Source organism: Streptomyces sp. NPDC099050 (assembly GCF_044759865.1).
Taxonomy (GTDB): domain Bacteria; phylum Actinomycetota; class Actinomycetes; order Streptomycetales; family Streptomycetaceae; genus Streptomyces.
On record NZ_JBIWAE010000002.1, the window covers coordinates 266,865 to 283,433 of the forward strand.

The window sequence follows — 16,569 nt, forward strand, 5'->3', positions numbered from 1 at the left end:
GTGCATGTCGTACTCGCCGGTGGGGGGACCGCCGGCCACATCGAGCCGGCGCTGGCCCTCGCGGACGCCCTGCGCAGGCAGGACCCTTCCGTGGGCATCACCGCCCTCGGCACCGAACGCGGACTCGAAACCCGCCTGGTGCCCGAGCGCGGCTACGAGCTGGGACTCATCCCGGCCGTCCCGTTGCCCCGTAGGCCCACGCCCGAGCTGATCACCGTCCCAGGACGGCTGCGCGGCACCATCAAGGCCGCGGAGGAGATCCTCATCCGCACCAAGGCCGACTGCGTCGTCGGCTTTGGCGGCTATGTGGCCCTGCCCGGCTACCTCGCGGCCAAGCGCCTCGGGGTGCCGATCATCGTCCACGAGGCCAATGCCCGGCCCGGACTGGCCAACAAGATCGGCTCCCGGTACGCGTTCGCCGTCGCGGTCTCCACCCCCGACAGCAAGCTGCGCGGCGCCCGCTACGTGGGCATCCCGCTGCGCCGCTCGATCTCCACCCTCGACCGGGCGCTGGTCCGCCCGGAGGCGCGCGCCGCCTTCGGCCTGGACCCCAACCTGCCGACGCTGCTGGTCTCCGGCGGCTCGCAGGGCGCCCGGCGCCTCAACGAGGTGATCGAGCAGGTCGCGCCGACCCTCCAGCGCTCCGGGATCCAGATCCTGCACGCGGTCGGCCCGAAGAACGAACTGCCGCGTGTCGACAACATGCCCGGGATGCCGCCTTATGTGCCGGTACCGTACGTGGACCGGATGGATCTCGCGTACGCCGCCGCCGACATGATGCTCTGCCGCGCGGGCGCGATGACCGTCGCCGAACTGTCCGCCGTCGGGCTGCCCGCCGCCTACGTCCCGCTGCCCATCGGCAACGGCGAACAGCGGCTCAACGCCCAGCCGGTGGTCAAGGCCGGCGGCGGCCTGCTCGTGGACGACGCGGAACTGACGCCCCAGTGGGTGCTCAGCCAGGTCCTCCCGGTGCTCGCCGACCCGCACCGCCTGTACGAGATGTCCCGCGCCGCCGCCGAGTTCGGCCGGCGGGACGCCGACGAGCTGCTCGTCGGCATGGTGTACGAGGCGATCGCAGCCAACAGAGCCCGCTGACGCGGGAAGCACCGACGCAGGAGGCACAGGAGTGGCCGGAGCGAGCACCGCGCAGCGTGGCGGTCCGGGAGCCGCCGGGAAGGGCTCCGGCCCCCTCAAGCGGCCGGGGACCCCGAAGGCCCCCAAGTCGCCGAAGCCGCCCAAGGGCTCCGGTCCCGGGGGACCCCGCGGGCCGCGCCCGGGCGGCCTCCCGGGAGGGCTGCGCCGGGGGCCCCTCGTGGTCGCCGGGGCGCTCCTCGCACTGCTCCTGGCCGCCGGCTCCACCTGGGTGCTCTACGGCTCCTCCTGGCTCCGGGTCGAGAAGGTCACCGCCACCGGCGCCGAGGTCCTGACCCGGGAGCAGGTGCTGGCGGCGGCGGCCGTCCCCGTCGGCGCCCCCCTGGTGTCCGTGGACACCGACGAGATCGAAGCCCGGCTCCGCGGCCGGCTGCCCCGTATCGATTCGGTCGATGTGGTGCGGGCCTGGCCGCACGGAATCGGTGTGAAGGTGACGGAACGCAAACCTGTTCTGCTCATCAAGAAGGGCGCACAGTTCGTGGAAGTGGACGCTTCCGGTGTGCGATTCGACACGGTCGGACAGGCGCCGGCGGGTGTTCCGCTCCTCGAACTGAGCTCCAAGCAGTCTCCGAGCGGCCGCCGATTCGACGAGGAGCGGCTGCTGCGCGAGGCCGTCCACATCGCCGGAGTCCTCCCGGACTCCATCCGCAAGGAGACCGTGCAGGTCAAGATCCGGTCCTACGACTCGGTGGTGCTGGAGTTGAGCGGCGGCCGGTCGGTGGTCTGGGGGAGCGGCGAACAGGGCGAGGCGAAGGGCCGCGCGCTGACAGCGCTCCTGAAGGCCTCGCCCAAGGCTGACCGATTTGACGTGAGCGTCCCCACCGCCCCGGCGGTGTCCGGTAGTTGACGTCCGGTCGAACAGCGTCGCACCCTGGTTGGCCACCGATACGGGTGATCACATAGGGTGAAAAGAAAAACGGGAGGTTCGGCGTGTTCGTTGAACACGCGCTACTTGTCGACTTAGTGTCCTGTTCGGAAGAGTCCAAGGAACAGACACACTCATAACCCTAAACTTCAGGGTTAGGGTTCGGGTCGGCGTGTACGGACCGTCCCAATTTCGGCATCAGTCGTCGCACCGCAGGCCCGCGAGGCGAACGACACGTAACTCGAGGCGAGAGGCCTTCGACGTGGCAGCACCGCAGAACTACCTCGCAGTCATCAAGGTCATCGGTGTCGGCGGCGGTGGTGTCAATGCCATCAACCGAATGATCGAGGTCGGTCTCAAGGGCGTCGAGTTCATCGCCATCAACACAGACGCCCAGGCGCTGTTGATGAGCGACGCCGACGTCAAGCTCGACGTCGGCCGCGAACTCACCCGGGGCCTTGGCGCAGGCGCCAACCCCGATGTCGGCCGCAAGGCCGCGGAGGACCACCGCGAGGAGATCGAGGAGGTCCTCAAGGGGGCCGACATGGTCTTCGTCACCGCCGGTGAGGGCGGCGGCACCGGAACGGGCGGCGCACCCGTCGTCGCCAACATCGCGCGCTCGCTGGGCGCCCTGACGATCGGTGTGGTCACCCGGCCGTTCACCTTCGAGGGCCGGCGCCGCGCGAACCAGGCCGAGGACGGCATCGCCCAGCTCCGCGAGCAGGTCGACACCCTCATCGTCATCCCCAACGACCGCCTGCTGTCCATCTCGGACCGCCAGGTCAGCGTGCTGGACGCCTTCAAGTCGGCGGACCAGGTCCTGCTGTCCGGCGTCCAGGGCATCACCGACCTCATCACCACGCCGGGTCTGATCAACCTCGACTTCGCGGACGTCAAGTCCGTGATGTCCGAGGCCGGCTCGGCACTGATGGGCATCGGCTCGGCCCGCGGCGACGACCGCGCGGTGGCCGCCGCCGAGATGGCGATCTCCTCGCCGCTGCTGGAGGCGTCCATCGACGGCGCCCGCGGCGTGCTGCTCTCCATCTCCGGTGGCTCGGACCTCGGTCTCTTCGAGATCAACGAGGCCGCGCAGCTGGTGAGCGAGGCCGCGCACCCCGAGGCGAACATCATCTTCGGAGCCGTCATCGACGACGCGCTCGGCGACGAGGTACGGGTCACCGTCATCGCGGCCGGGTTCGACGGCGGACAGCCCCCCGCCCGCCGCGACAACGTCATCGGCGCGGCCTCCACCAAGCGCGAGGAGCCGGCCCCGGCTCCGGTCCGTGCCGCCGAGCCGGCCCGCCCGGCCTTCGGCGGACTCGGCTCGGTCACCCCGCGCGAGGAGCCGGTCCGCAGCGAGCCGGTCCCGGTCGCCGAGGCTCCGGCCCCGCAGGTCCCGACGGCCCGGCCGTACCAGGACAGCCCGGCCGAGGAACTGGACGTTCCGGACTTCTTGAAGTGACCCTGGAGCAGTACAGCGCGAGCGGCGCCCACTTCGCCTTCACCGACCGGTGGGGCGGGGTGAGCGCCGTTCCGTACGAGGAGCTCAATCTCGGCGGCGCGGTCGGAGACGACCCGGCCGCCGTTCGTGCGAACCGGGCCGCCGCGGCGAAGGCGCTGGGCATCGCGCCGGACCGGGTGGTCTGGATGAACCAGGTGCACGGCCGGGACGTGGCGGTGGTCGACGGCCCGTGGGGGCCGGACCAGCCGGTCCCCGCGGCGGACGCCGTGGTGACCGCCCGCCGGGGGCTCCCCCTCGCGGTCCTCACCGCCGACTGCACGCCCGTCCTGCTGGCCGACCCCGTCGCCGGCATCGCGGGAGCCGCCCACGCCGGGCGGCCCGGGCTGGTCGCCGGAGTCGTGGGCGCCGCCGTCGAGGCGATGGTCTCGCTCGGAGCCGACCCCGCGCGCATGGTCGCCCGGACCGGGCCGGCGGTGTGCGGACGCTGTTACGAGGTTCCCGCCGAGATGCGGGAGGCGGTCGCCGAGGTGGTGCCGGCCGCGTACGCCGAGACGAGCTGGGGAACACCGGCCGTCGACGTGGTGGCCGGGGTGCACGCGCAGCTCGCGGAGGCGGGGGTGGCCGACCTCGGCCGTTCCCCGGTCTGCACACTGGAGTCGCGGGACCACTTCTCGTACCGCCGCGACCGGATGACCGGGCGGCTTGCCGGATATGTCTGGTTGGACTGAAGAATGACGGATCGTAAGTCCGAGCTCGCCGAGAACCTCGCGCGGGTGGAGGAGCGGATCGGGGCCGCCTGCGCGGCCGCCGGCCGCAAGCGGGAAGAGGTGACCCTCATCGTGGTCACCAAGACCTACCCGGCGAGCGACGTACGACTGCTGGCGGACCTGGGTGTCCGTCACGTGGCGGAAAACCGGGACCAGGATGCGGCCCCCAAGGCCGAGGCCTGTGCGGATCTGCCCCTCACCTGGCACTTCGTCGGTCAGTTGCAGACGAACAAAGTCCGTTCGGTGGCGGGATACGCGCACCTCGTGCAGTCCGTCGACCGCCCCAAGCTCGTCACCGCCCTCTCGGTGGCCGCGGAAGGCGCCGGACGGGAACTGGGCTGCCTGGTACAGATCGCCCTCGACGCCGAGTCGGGCGAACGGGGGGCCCGCGGCGGCGCGGCGCCCGAGCAGCTCGACGAGTTGGCGGACCTCGTGGCGGCGGCCCCCGGACTGCGCGTCGAGGGCCTCATGACGGTCGCTCCGCTGGCCGGGCGCTACGCGGGACGCGAACAAGCGGCCTTCGAGCGGCTGGTGGAATTGTCATCCCGCCTGCGCGCGGACCATCCGGCTGCCACGATGGTTTCGGCCGGGATGAGCGCAGACCTGGAACAGGCCGTTGCGGCCGGTGCGACACATGTACGCGTCGGCACTGCGGTACTCGGCGCGAGACCCCGGCTCGGGTAACGTCGCGAAGAAAGTCGGACCACAGCAGAAAATATGGTCATTTCCGCTGATGAGCGGATAGGCCACGTGGATCGCGGGCAGTTGGTGACATTCGTGACACGGCGAGACACCTGCGACAGGGCGATCCACCACAGAGCGGAGGACTCAGAGAATGGCCGGCGCGATGCGCAAGATGGCGGTCTACCTCGGCCTCGTGGAGGACGACCGGTACGACAACCCGGGGTACGACCCCGACGACGAGTTCGAACCCGAGCCGGAGCCGGAGCGGCCGCGCGAGCGGGACCGTCGGCAGCAGCCCGTTTCGCATCAAACGCCCGTATCGGACGAACCGGTACGAGTTGCCCAACCCCCGGCACCAAGAGAACCCCTCTCAATGCCGGTTGAAAACGGACGTCCTGCGCGAATCGCCCCCGTGGCGTCCATCACACCCGATCGCTCGAATCTGGAGAAGAACGCCCCCGTGATCATGCCCAAGGTCGTCTCCGAGCGGGAGCCGTACCGCATCACGACGCTGCACCCCCGGACCTACAACGAGGCCCGTACCATCGGGGAACACTTCCGTGAGGGCACTCCGGTGATCATGAATCTCACGGAGATGGACGACACCGACGCGAAGCGTCTGGTCGACTTCGCCGCGGGTCTTGTCTTCGGTCTGCACGGCAGCATTGAACGCGTGACACAGAAGGTGTTCCTGCTGTCTCCTGCTAACGTCGATGTCACGGCGGAGGACAAGGCCCGCATCGCGGAGGGCGGGTTCTTCAACCAAAGCTAGACCGATCCGTCAGATACGGGACCGGGTACAGGGCGGAAGCAGGGGAGAGGGAAGCGCGGGATGGGCGTAGCACTGCAAGTGGTTTACATCGCGCTGATGTGCTTCCTCATCGTGCTGATCTTCCGACTGGTCATGGACTACGTGTTCCAGTTCGCACGTTCATGGACACCCGGCAAGGCGATGGTGGTCGTTCTGGAGGCCACCTACACTGTCACCGATCCACCGCTCAAGCTTCTTCGGCGGCTCATCCCGCCGTTGCGTCTCGGGGGCGTGGCACTCGACCTGTCCTTCTTCGTTCTGATGATCATCGTTTACATCCTCATCAGTTTCGTGAGCACCGCTGCGAGAAGCGTGTGAACGATGAGCTTCCCCGCAGGCGCGGGGACAGTCCCGATACGGTCCTGCCGACTGCCGACGACTACGTAGAGGTGAAGAAGACATGCCGCTGACTCCCGAGGACGTGCGGAACAAGCAGTTCACGACCGTCCGCCTGCGAGAGGGCTATGACGAGGACGAGGTCGACGCCTTCCTCGACGAGGTCGAGTCCGAACTGACGCGCCTGCTGCGCGAGAACGAGGACCTGCGCGCCAAGCTGGCGGCCGCGACGCGTGCCGCCGCGCAGAACCAGCAGCAGGGCATGCGCAAGCCGGACCCCCAGGACGGTGGAGGCCAGCGTGGCCCCGGCGCCCCCGTGCCCGCGGCCATATCCGGCCCCCCGCAGCAGCAGCCCCAGATGGGTCAGCCGCAGCTTCCGGGTGGCCCGCCCCAGCTTCCCGCCGGCCCCGGTGGGCACGGCCAGCAGGGTCCCGGCCCGATGGGCAACCCCATGCAGCAGCACACCATGGGTGGGCAGCAGCAGATGGGCCAGCAGGGCATGGGCCAGCAGCAGATGGGCCAGCAGGGCATGGGTCAGCAGGGCATGGGCCAGCAGGGTCCCGGCCCGATGGGCAACCCCATGCAGCAGCAGTCCATGGGTGGCCAGAACCCGCTCGGCCAGCAGATGGGCCAGCCGATGGGCCAGCAGATGCAGCCCATGGGGCAGCAGATGCAGCCGATGGGCCAGCAGATGCACCAGCAGCCGCAGCAGCTCCCGCAGCAGGGTCCCGGTGGCGACAGCGCCGCCCGCGTCCTGTCGCTCGCGCAGCAGACCGCCGACCAGGCGATCGCGGAGGCCCGCTCCGAGGCCAACAAGATCGTCGGCGAGGCCCGGTCGCGCGCCGAGGGCCTGGAGCGGGACGCCCGCGCCAAGGCCGACGCGCTGGAGCGGGACGCGCAGGAGAAGCACCGCGTCGCGATGGGCTCCCTGGAGTCCGCCCGCGCCACGCTGGAGCGCAAGGTCGAGGACCTGCGGGGCTTCGAGCGCGAGTACCGCACCCGTCTGAAGTCCTACCTGGAATCGCAGCTGCGCCAGCTGGAGACGCAGGCCGACGACTCGCTGGCTCCGCCGCGGAACCCCGCCGGTCCCGCGCTGCCGCCGTCGCCGACCCCGTCGATGGCTCCGGCCGGTGCGATGCACTCCATGGGCGGTCCGTCCATGGGCGGCGGCCCCTCCCCGATGGGTGGCCCGTCCCCGATGGCCCCCTCCTACGGTGGCGGCCAGCAGCAGATGTCCCCGGCGATGACGCAGCCGATGGCTCCGGTGCGGCCGGCTGCTCCGCAGCCGATGCAGCAGGCGCCGTCTCCCATGCGGGGCTTCCTGATCGACGAGGACGACAACTAAGCGGTATCCGTCGGCAGACGGCACGGGCCGGGCCCGGTTCCCCTTCGGGGGCACCGGGCCCGGCCCGTTTCCGTACCCGGGCCCGCGTGGGCGGGTGCGGGTGTGCCGCTGCGCGGGGCGAGGTCCCCTACCCGCCCTTCCACCGTTCCCTGGGCTCCGCCCCAGACCCCGCGCCTCAAACGCCGGCGAGGCTGGATCTTCCAGCCCGTCCGGCGTTTGAGGACCGGGTCCGGGCGGAGCCCGGGGAACGGTGGAAGGGCGGGTAGGGGAAACGCGAAGCGGCCCGCACCCCCCGGCAAGGGGGCGCGGGCCGCTTCGGCCCGGGGGCTACGCCTTGCGGAGGCGGAAGGTCAGGCCCAGGGGCTCGTCCTCGAAGGGGGCGCCGTACGACGCGTCGGCCTCGCCGGAGGCGTAGTCCGTGGCCAGGACCTCGTCCGCGATCAGCGTCGCGTGGTCGGTCAGGGCCGTCACCAGCTCGGGGTCCGACGTGGACCAGCGCAGGGCGATGCGGTCCGCGACGTCCAGGCCGGAGTTCTTCCGGGCCTCCTGGATCAGGCGGATCGCGTCACGGGCCAGGCCCGCCAGGCGGAGCTCCGGGGTGATCTCCAGGTCCAGCGCCACCGTCGCGCCGGAGTCGGAGGCCACGGACCAGCCCTCGCGCGGGGTCTCCGTGATGATGACCTCCTCGGGGGTGAGGGTGACGGTCTCGCCGTTCACCTCCACCGAGGCCCCACCGGAGCGCAGGGCCAGCGACAGCGCCGCCGCGTCGGCCGCGGCCACCGCCTTCGCCACGTCCTGCACGCCCTTGCCGAACCGCTTGCCCAGCGCACGGAAGTTCGCCTTGGCCGTGGTGTCGACCAGGGATCCGCCGACCTCCGAGAGGGAGGCCAGCGACGAGACGTTCAGCTCCTCCGTGATCTGCGAGTGCAGCTCGGGGGAGAGGGTCTCGAAGCCCGATACGGCGACCAGCGCGCGGGACAGCGGCTGGCGGGTCTTCACGCCCGACTCGGCCCGCGTCGCGCGGCCCAGCTCCACGAGGCGGCGTACCAGCAGCATCTGCCGGGACAGCTCCGGGTCGATCGCCGAGGCGTCCGGGACCGGCCACGTGGTCAGGTGCACCGACTCCGGGGCGTCCTGGGTGACCGGGACGACCATGTCCTGCCAGACCCGCTCCGTGATGAAGGGGGTGAGGGGGGCGAGGAGGCGGGTGACCGTCTCGACCACCTCGTGCAGGGTGCGCAGCGCGGCCGCGTCGCCCTGCCAGAAGCGGCGCCGCGAGCGGCGGACGTACCAGTTGGAGAGGTCGTCCACGAAGGAGGAGAGCAGCTTGCCGGCGCGCTGGGTGTCGTAGGACTCCATCGCCTCGGTGACCTCGGTCGTGAGGGTGTGGAGCTCCGAGAGCAGCCAGCGGTCGAGGACCGTGCGGTCCGCGGGCGCCGGGTCGGAGGCCGAGGGGGCCCAGTTCGACGTGCGGGCGTACAGGGCCTGGAAGGCGACCGTGTTCCAGTACGTGAGGAGCGTCTTGCGGACGACCTCCTGGATGGTGCCGTGGCCGACGCGGCGCGCCGCCCACGGGGAGCCGCCCGCCGCCATGAACCAGCGGACGGCGTCCGCGCCGTGAGTGTCCATCAGCTGGATCGGCTCGAGGGTGTTGCCCAGGTGCTTGGACATCTTGCGGCCGTCCTCGGCGAGGATGTGGCCCAGGCAGACCACGTTCTCGTAGGAGGACTTGTCGAAGACGAGGGTGCCCACCGCCATCAGCGTGTAGAACCACCCGCGCGTCTGGTCGATGGCCTCCGAGATGAACTGCGCCGGGTAGCGCTTCTCGAAGATCTCCTTGTTCTTGTGCGGGTAGCCCCACTGCGCGAACGGCATCGAACCCGAGTCGTACCAGGCGTCGATGACCTCCGGCACGCGCACCGAGGTGAGCTCGCAGCCCTCCGCCGTGCAGGGGAAGGTGACCTCGTCGATGTACGGGCGGTGCGGGTCCAGGTTCGACTGGTCCGTGCCCGTGAGGTCGCTCAGCTCGGCGAGGGAGCCGACGCAGGTGAGGTGGTTCTCCTCGCAGCGCCAGATGGGCAGCGGGGTGCCCCAGTAGCGGTTGCGGGACAGCGCCCAGTCGATGTTGTTGTTCAGCCAGTCGCCGAAGCGGCCCTGCTTGACGGAGTCCGGGAACCAGTTGGTCTTCTCGTTCTCCCGCAGCATCGCGTCCTTGACGGCGGTGGTGCGGACGTACCAGGACGGCTGAGCGTAGTAGAGCAGGGCGGTGTGGCAGCGCCAGCAGTGCGGGTAGCTGTGCTCGTAGGCGATGTGCTTGAAGAGCAGGCCGCGCGCGTCGAGGTCGGCGGTCAGCTTCTCGTCGGCCTTCTTGAAGAAGACGCCGCCGACGAGCGGGACCTCCTCCTCGAAGGTGCCGTCGGGGCGGACCGGGTTCACGACCGGCAGGCCGTACGCGCGGCAGACCGCGAGGTCGTCGGCGCCGAAGGCGGGGGACTGGTGGACCAGACCGGTGCCGTCCTCGGTCGTGACGTACTCGGCGTTGACGATGTAGTGCGCCTCGGCCGGGAACTCGACCAGGTCGAAGGGGCGCTGGTAGGTCCAGCGCTCCATCTCCTTGCCCGTGAAGCTCAGCCCGGTGGCCTCCCAGCCCTCGCCGAGGGACTTCTCCAGCAGGGGCTGGGCGACGACCAGCTTCTCTTCGCCGTTGGTGGCGACGGCGTAGGTGACGTCGGGGTGCGCGGCCACGGCGGTGTTGGAGACCAGGGTCCAGGGGGTGGTCGTCCAGACGACCAGCGCGGCCTCGCCCGCCAGGGGGCCGGAGGTCAGCGGGAAGCGGACGTAGACCGAGGGGTCGACGACCGTCTCGTAGCCCTGCGCCAGCTCGTGGTCCGAGAGGCCGGTGCCGCACCGGGGGCACCAGGGGGCCACCCGGTGGTCCTGGGTGAGCAGGCCCTTGTTGAAGATCTCCTTCAGCGACCACCACACGGACTCGACGTACTCGGGGTCCATGGTGCGGTAGGCGTCGTCGAGGTCGACCCAGTAGCCCATCCGGTTCGTGAGCTCGGTGAAGGCGTCGGTGTGGCGGGTCACCGACTCGCGGCACTTGGCGTTGAACTCGGCGATGCCGTACGCCTCGATGTCCTTCTTGCCGTTGAAGCCCAGTTCCTTCTCGACGGCGAGCTCGACGGGCAGGCCGTGGCAGTCCCAGCCGGCCTTGCGGGCCACGTGGTAGCCGCGCATGGTGCGGAACCGGGGGAAGACGTCCTTGAAGACGCGGGCCTCGATGTGGTGCGCGCCGGGCATGCCGTTCGCGGTGGGCGGGCCCTCGTAGAAGACCCACTCGGGGCGTCCCTCGGACTGCTCCAGGGTCTTGGCGAAGGTCTTGCTCTCGCGCCAGAAGTCGAGGACCGCGTGCTCGAGGGCAGGCAGGTCGACCTGGGCGGGTACCGGGCGGTACTGCGGCGGTGTGGTCATGAGGCTGAACTCTTCCTCCGGCGGGGTGTCACTTCCGTCCGGAGGGACGAGAGCCGCCCTCGTTTCGAAGGACCTGCTGCTCCCGCGGTACCACCCTCCTTGGCCCGCGGACCTGTGGTCCGCCGGCCCCCTCATTGGGGTGCGAAGCCGGTTCTACTCGCCCTACGGGAATCCCGGTGGACTTTCTTCCGGCGGCTCCGGGGTGATCCTTCGCATCGCGCTCGCCCCCGGGCTCTCACCGTCCCCGGGTCGCTCCTGGCTGCGTCCGACGCTACTCGTCCCCATCCATGCCTCTCGCTGGGCCCAGTGTACGGGCCGGGGCGCCGGTCGGCAGACCGGTTTGCGGGGCGTGGCGCGGGGGTCCGGGCGGGGCGCGGGCCGGGGCCTGGACCGGAGTCCCGGCCGGGGCTCGGAACCGGTCTCGGACCCGGGCCCGGAGCCGGCCCGCGCCCCTCCCGGACCGGGCCCGGATTGACCCGAATGGGCCGACGGGCCGCTCCGGGCTGCGGTGGGGCGGGTGGGGCGGATTACCGGGCTCCCCGCTGGGCACAACGGATGCAGGTTGACCTCGATGGACGCGTGCCCCGTTGCCGCGGGGCCGGAGTCGATTTATCGTTCCGGCACGATTCGCGAGCAATGATCACAGTATGTGAAGGGGCCGCGGCCATGGTGGCGAAGAAGACCGCCGGGAGTACTGCCAAGAAGGCTGTCGGGAAGGCTGCGGAGAAGCCGGCGCAGGAGCCGGTGACGGAGGTGGCGGCCCCCGATCCGGAGGCCGGACCGGTGGAAGGTGCTGCCGCCGGGAAGAAGGCGGCCGCCACGAAGAAGGCCGCCGCGAAGAAGACGGCCACGACGAAGACGGCCACGAAGACGGCCACGACGAAGACGGCCACGAAGACGGCCACGACGAAGACGGCCACGAAGACGGCCGCGAAGACGGCCGCGGCCAAGACGGCCGGGGCCGAGGGGGCGGCGCAGGCCGCGCACGAGACGGGAGCCCGGAAAGTGGTTGCCAAGAAGAGCACCGGCACGGCCAGGAAGACGGCCACGGCCGCGACCAGCGGGCTGCCGAAGGCGCGGGGCACCGCGGGGCTGGCCCCCGGCGAGCTCGCCGTACGGCCCGGCGAGGACCCCTGGACCCCGGACGAGGTCGCCGACGCGCGGGCCGAGCTGGAGAGCGAGGTGCTGCGGCTGCGCGCCGAGCTCCAGGCCTCCGACGCGGCCATCTCCGGGCTGATGAGGGACTCCGGCGACGGCGCCGGCGACGACCAGGCCGACACCGGGACCAAGAACATCACCCGGGAGTCCGAGCTCGCCCTCGCGGCGAACGCCAACTCGATGCTGGAGCAGACCGAGCGCGCGCTGGAACGGCTGGAGTCCGGCACGTACGGCCTCTGCGAGAACTGCGGGCAGCCCATCGGCAAGGCGCGGATGCAGGCCTTCCCGCGAGCCACGCTGTGCGTGGACTGCAAGCAGAAGCAGGAGCGGCGGCACTGAGCGGGGGCCGGGCGCGGGCCGGAGCGCGGGCCGGGCGGGCCCCGGTCGGGCGCCGGAGGGCCCCGCGCGGGCGCCGGAGGGCCCCGGGTCCGCGCGGGCAGGCTCCGCCGGGGTCCGGCCGGGTCGGCGGCCGGGGCGGCGGCCGAAGGGTGCCCTGACGTACTCTCGTGTCTCGTCAGGGTCCAGGTACCTGGCGGGCTGGTCGGCGGCGGCGCCGTACCGTCCGGCAACCTGGTTCGAGCTAGTTCGAGGGACTCACGTGGCAGAGGCGGAGCGCATCATCGGTACGCCGGAGGTCGGGGAAGACGGTACCCAGCCCGAATCCGCCGCGCCCAAGGGGCGGCGGCGGATCGCCGCGCTGCTCGTCGTGGCGCTTCTCGCCTACCTGGTCGACCTGGGCAGCAAGATGCTGGTCGTCGCGAAGCTGGAGCACCAGCCGTCGATCCAGGTCATCGGAGACCTGCTGAAGTTCGACGCGATCCGCAACCCCGGAGCCGCCTTCGGCTTCGGCGAGGCCTTCACGATCATCTTCACCTGCATCGCCGCCACCGTCATCGTGGTGATCGTGCGGCTCGCGCGGAAGCTGTACAGCCTGCCCTGGGCGATCGCGCTGGGCCTGCTGCTGGGCGGGGCGCTGGGCAACCTCACCGACCGGATCTTCCGCTCGCCGGGCGTCTTCCGCGGTGCGGTCGTCGACTTCATCGCACCCGCCCACTTCGCCGTCTTCAACCTCGCGGACTCGGCGATCGTGTGCGGCGGGATCCTGATCGTGCTGCTGTCCTTCAAGGGCCTGGACCCGGACGGCACCGTCCACAAGGACTGATCGCGGGAATGGTCTTCTGTCGAGTCCTGCATACTCGACAGGTGAGTACGATTCCCGAGATCCGCACCCTGCCCGTACCCGATGGCCTCGAGGGCGAGCGCGTCGACGCCGCGATCGCCCGTATGTTCGGTTTTTCCCGGACGAAGGCGGCCGAACTCGCGGCCGCGGGAAAGGTGCTGGTCGACGGCAGTGTCGTCGGGAAGTCCGAGCGTGTGCACGGTGGCGCCTGGCTCGAAGTCGAGATGCCCGAACCGCCGCGGAAGGTCGAGCTCGTCGCCGAGCCCGTTCCCGGCATGGAGATCGTCCATGACGACGACGACATCGTCGTCATCATGAAGCCGGTCGGCGTCGCCGCGCACCCCAGCCCCGGCTGGACCGGCACCACCGTCATCGGCGGCCTGGCCGCCGCCGGCTACCGCATCTCCACCTCCGGCGCCTCCGAGCGCCAGGGCATCGTGCACCGGCTCGACGTCGGCACCTCCGGCCTGATGGCCGTCGCGAAGTCGGAGCGCGCGTACACCTCGCTGAAGAACCAGTTCCGCGAGCGGATCGTCGACAAGCGCTACCACGCGCTGGTGCAGGGCCACCCCGACCCGATGAGCGGCACGATCGACGCGCCGATCGGGCGCCACCCCACCGCCGACTACAAGTGGGCCGTGACCCAGGAGGGCAAGCCCTCCGTCACCCACTACGACCTGATCGAGGCCTTCCGCGCCGCCTCGCTGCTGGACATCAAGCTGGAGACCGGCCGCACGCACCAGATCCGCGTGCACATGGCCGCGCACAAGCACCCCTGCGTCGGCGACCTGACCTACGGCGCCGACCCGACCGTCGCGAAGCGCCTCGGGCTCACCCGGCAGTGGCTGCACGCGGTGCGGCTCGGGTTCGAGCACCCCTCGGACGGGCAGTGGGTCGAGTTCGCGAGCACCTACCCGGCGGACCTGCAGAACGCGCTGGACGTGATCCGCAAGGAGAGCGAGTGACCGCGGGCGGCGGCGGTGTCGTCGTACGGGTCGCCGCCACCGAAGCGGACCTGAAGGCCTGCTTCGGCGTGCGGACCGAGGTGTTCGTGGTCGAGCAGTCGGTGCCGGAGTCGATCGAGTACGACGCGTACGACGAGATCGCGGTGCACGTGCTGGCCGAGGGGCCGGACGGCGTGCCGCTGGGCACCGGCCGGCTGCTGTACGGGCCCGGGGCCCTGGGCAAGACGGGCTCCCCGGAGGTCGGCTCGCTCGGGCGGCTGGCCGTCTCCAAGTCCGCGCGCGGACTTGGGGTGGGGGTCGCGCTGGTGCGGGCGATCGAGGCGGAGGCGGTCCGGCTGGGCCTTGCGGCCGTTGACCTGGGCGCGCAGACCCATGCGATGGGGTTCTACGAGCGGCTGGGGTACGTGGCCTACGGGCCGGAGTTCGAGGACGCGGGGATTCCGCACCAGGCGATGCGGCGCGCTCTGCCGTAGCCCTGAGCCTGGCTGGGTGAACGCAGGCAGCCCTGCGGGGCCGTCCCCTACCCGCCCTTCCACCGTTCCCTGGGCTCCGCCCAGACCCGGTCCTCAAACGCCGGACGGGCTGAAAAGACCCTGGGGCTCCGCCCCGGACCCCGGACCCCGGTCCTCAAACGCCGGGCGGCTGAAAGAGCCCCGGGCCCGGCGCCCCAGGATACGGCGCGGCACGCAGCCTCAACCCCGTCGCCGAGCGCGGCGGACTGGCAGTGTGTGGGAGTGGATCAGCTCCTGCTGTTGTTCGTGTTGTTGCTCGGGGCCGTGGTGACGGTGCCGCTGGGGGACCGGTTGGGGCTGCCCTCGCCGGTGTTGATGACGCTCGGCGGGGTGGTGCTCGCCCTGGTGCCCGTAGTGCCCAATGTCGACATCCCGCCCGAGTACATCCTGCCGCTCGTGCTGCCCCCGCTGCTGTACGCCTCCGTGCAGCGGACCTCCTGGCGGCAGTTCGCCGCCAACGTACGGCCCATCCTGCTGCTGGCCGTCGCGCTGGTCTTCGTGACCACCGTGGCCGTCGCCTGGACCGCGCACGCCCTCGTGCCGGGGCTCTCGATCGCCGCGGCCGTCGCGCTCGGCGCGCTCGTCGCCCCGCCCGACCCCGTCGCCGCCACCGCCGTTGCCGGTTCGCTCGGGTTGCCCCGGCGCATGGTGTCGATCCTGGAGGGCGAGGGGCTCTTCAACGACGTCACCGCCATCGTGCTCTACCACGTGGCCATCGCCGCCGCGGTCAGCGGCAGTTTCTCCTGGCCCGAGGCGCTCGGGGAGTTCGTGCTGTCGGCCGTCGTGGCCGTCGCGGTGGGGCTCGGGCTCGGCTGGGCCGCCAACCGGCTCATGGGGCGGCTCGGCGATGCCACGCTCCAGATCGGGCTGACCCTGCTGGTGCCGTTCGTGGCGTACGTGCTGGCCGAGGAGTTCCGGGGCTCCGGCGTGCTGGCCGTCCTGACCACGGCGCTGTTCCTCGCCGAGTATGCGACCGACGCCGACGACGTGCTGGGCCGGCTCGCCGGGCACACGTTCTGGGAGGTCGTCGACATGCTGGTCACCGGTGTGGCCTTCGGGCTCATCGGGCTGGAGCTGCACCACGTGTTCGGGTCTGCCCAGGGGCGGGGCTGGGAGATGGCCGGGTGGGCGGCGGCCGTGGTCGCGGTCGTGATCGGCGTACGGCTGGTGTGGCTGCTGCCGGCCGGCTGGCTGGCGAAACGGCTCCACTCGCGGCGCGACTACGAGGAGGAGATCCCGCTGAGCTGGCGGGAGTCCGTGGTGATGTGGTGGGCGGGCATGCGGGGCGTGGCCTCGGTGGCGCTCGCGCTCGCCATTCCCTTCGAGACGGACGCGGGCGATCCCTTCCCGGCCCGGCAGGAGATCGTCTTCATCGCCTTCGCGGTGATCATGTCCACCCTGGTGGTCCAGGGGCTGACCCTGCCGTGGCTGGTCCGCCGGCTCGGCGTGGAGGCCGACACGGACGCGGAGGCGGAGATCGCCCGCGCGCTCGCGATCCGCGCCGCCAAGGCCGCGAAGCGGCGGCTGAAGGAGATCGAGGAGGTGGAGGACCTGCCCGAGGACCTGGTGGAGGTGCTCTACCGCAGGGCGTACGACGTGGGCGCCAGGATCAGCCCGGACATGGTGGACGAGGAGCGGCGGGAGGCGTACGCGAAGCGGGTGGAGCGGATCCGCGACGTGCAGCGCATCCAGCGGGAGATGATGTCCGCCGCCCGGCACGAGGTGCTGGCCGCGCGCAGCGAACCGGGCGCCGATCCGGAGATCGTCGACCGGGTGCTCCGGCACCTGGACGTCCGCAGCCTGCGCAACCCGTAGCCGCAACCACGACCCTGGCCGTCGGGTGCCGCGACCGGGCCCG

14 protein-coding genes are annotated in these 16,569 nt (G+C 71.2%); 13 read left to right on the forward strand and 1 reads right to left on the reverse strand.

Annotation, left to right across the window (positions count from 1 at the left end):
- The 8 genes from murG (at position 1) to ACIQV3_RS04240 (ending at position 7,422) form a co-directional block, all read left to right on the forward strand.
- Positions 1-1,095: an undecaprenyldiphospho-muramoylpentapeptide beta-N-acetylglucosaminyltransferase gene (murG, locus tag ACIQV3_RS04205; protein WP_403709573.1), complete on the forward strand. Its 1,095-nt coding sequence runs from the start codon at positions 1-3 to the stop codon at positions 1,093-1,095.
- Between the two features lie 31 nt (positions 1,096-1,126).
- On the forward strand, positions 1,127-1,999 hold the full coding sequence (locus tag ACIQV3_RS04210) for a cell division protein FtsQ/DivIB (protein WP_403709575.1): 873 nt from the start codon (positions 1,127-1,129) through the stop codon (positions 1,997-1,999).
- A 280-nt stretch (positions 2,000-2,279) separates the two neighbouring features.
- Complete coding sequence (gene ftsZ, locus ACIQV3_RS04215) at positions 2,280-3,479, forward strand: cell division protein FtsZ (protein ID WP_243330151.1); 1,200 nt, start codon at positions 2,280-2,282, stop codon at positions 3,477-3,479.
- Complete coding sequence (gene pgeF, locus ACIQV3_RS04220; RefSeq protein WP_403709577.1) at positions 3,476-4,207, forward strand: peptidoglycan editing factor PgeF; 732 nt, start codon at positions 3,476-3,478, stop codon at positions 4,205-4,207. Before ftsZ ends, pgeF begins: the two co-directional genes overlap by 4 nt.
- Before the next feature lie 3 nt (positions 4,208-4,210).
- A complete protein-coding gene (locus ACIQV3_RS04225) occupies positions 4,211-4,930 on the forward strand; it encodes a YggS family pyridoxal phosphate-dependent enzyme (protein WP_403709579.1) in 720 nt (239 codons plus the stop codon).
- Between the two features lie 151 nt (positions 4,931-5,081).
- The gene (locus tag ACIQV3_RS04230; protein WP_327307174.1) at positions 5,082-5,702 is read left to right on the forward strand and encodes a cell division protein SepF; all 621 of its coding nucleotides are present in this window, start codon (positions 5,082-5,084) and stop codon (positions 5,700-5,702) included.
- Between the two features lie 60 nt (positions 5,703-5,762).
- Positions 5,763-6,059, forward strand: a complete 297-nt coding sequence (locus tag ACIQV3_RS04235) for a YggT family protein (RefSeq protein WP_112450285.1) — start codon at positions 5,763-5,765, stop codon at positions 6,057-6,059.
- An 82-nt stretch (positions 6,060-6,141) separates the two neighbouring features.
- Positions 6,142-7,422: a DivIVA domain-containing protein gene (locus ACIQV3_RS04240; RefSeq protein WP_403709582.1), complete on the forward strand. Its 1,281-nt coding sequence runs from the start codon at positions 6,142-6,144 to the stop codon at positions 7,420-7,422.
- Positions 7,423-7,749: 327 nt separating this feature from the next.
- On the opposite strand, the gene ileS is transcribed toward ACIQV3_RS04240, so the two are convergent.
- Positions 7,750-10,896, reverse strand: coding sequence for an isoleucine--tRNA ligase (gene ileS / locus ACIQV3_RS04245; RefSeq protein ID WP_403709584.1), 3,147 nt, complete (start codon positions 10,894-10,896; stop codon positions 7,750-7,752).
- Between the two features lie 666 nt (positions 10,897-11,562).
- Here ileS and ACIQV3_RS04250 point away from each other — a divergent pair.
- From ACIQV3_RS04250 to ACIQV3_RS04270, 5 genes are all read left to right on the forward strand, one after another.
- Complete coding sequence (locus tag ACIQV3_RS04250; RefSeq protein ID WP_403709586.1) at positions 11,563-12,393, forward strand: TraR/DksA family transcriptional regulator; 831 nt, start codon at positions 11,563-11,565, stop codon at positions 12,391-12,393.
- A gap of 259 nt (positions 12,394-12,652) precedes the next feature.
- Positions 12,653-13,216 carry a signal peptidase II gene (gene lspA, locus ACIQV3_RS04255; protein ID WP_403709588.1) on the forward strand — a complete coding sequence of 188 codons (564 nt, stop codon included), beginning with the start codon at positions 12,653-12,655 and terminating at the stop codon, positions 13,214-13,216.
- 41 nt (positions 13,217-13,257) lie between these two features.
- Positions 13,258-14,199: an RluA family pseudouridine synthase gene (locus tag ACIQV3_RS04260; protein ID WP_266909448.1), complete on the forward strand. Its 942-nt coding sequence runs from the start codon at positions 13,258-13,260 to the stop codon at positions 14,197-14,199.
- Positions 14,196-14,672, forward strand: coding sequence for a GNAT family N-acetyltransferase (locus ACIQV3_RS04265; protein WP_403709590.1), 477 nt, complete (start codon positions 14,196-14,198; stop codon positions 14,670-14,672). The genes ACIQV3_RS04260 and ACIQV3_RS04265 overlap by 4 nt, the downstream gene beginning before the upstream one ends.
- Before the next feature lie 261 nt (positions 14,673-14,933).
- Positions 14,934-16,526, forward strand: coding sequence for a Na+/H+ antiporter (locus tag ACIQV3_RS04270; protein ID WP_403709592.1), 1,593 nt, complete (start codon positions 14,934-14,936; stop codon positions 16,524-16,526).
- The last annotated feature ends 43 nt before the right edge of the window (positions 16,527-16,569 follow it).